This is a genomic window from Sporosarcina koreensis (assembly GCF_001531445.1).
GTDB classification, from domain to species: domain Bacteria; phylum Bacillota; class Bacilli; order Bacillales_A; family Planococcaceae; genus Sporosarcina; species Sporosarcina koreensis_C.
Map to the genome: position 1 here is coordinate 1 of NZ_LQYA01000385.1, position 243 is coordinate 243.

Below are 243 nucleotides of genomic sequence, written 5' to 3' on the forward strand. Positions count from 1 at the left end.
GTTCAACAAAAGGTTCTGTTACTTTCCTAATATGTTTTACAAATATCAGGAATGACAGAATACTGATGATCAGAAAAGAAATGTTATAAGATGTTGTAAACAGCATAAAAAATACAATGCCCACTGACATTAGTATAATTCCTACAATATCAAAATAACCTTTTATCCTTACTTCTTTTTTCAACAATTTAATAAGGAACGGAACAGTGATAATTGTCATCATTGGAATGAGCAGAAGATAAG

1 pseudogene is annotated in these 243 nt (G+C 29.2%); it reads right to left on the reverse strand.

Annotated features, from left to right (window positions below):
- Positions 1-243: pseudogene (locus AWV70_RS22525) on the reverse strand (tetracycline efflux MFS transporter Tet(L)); the annotation flags it as partial.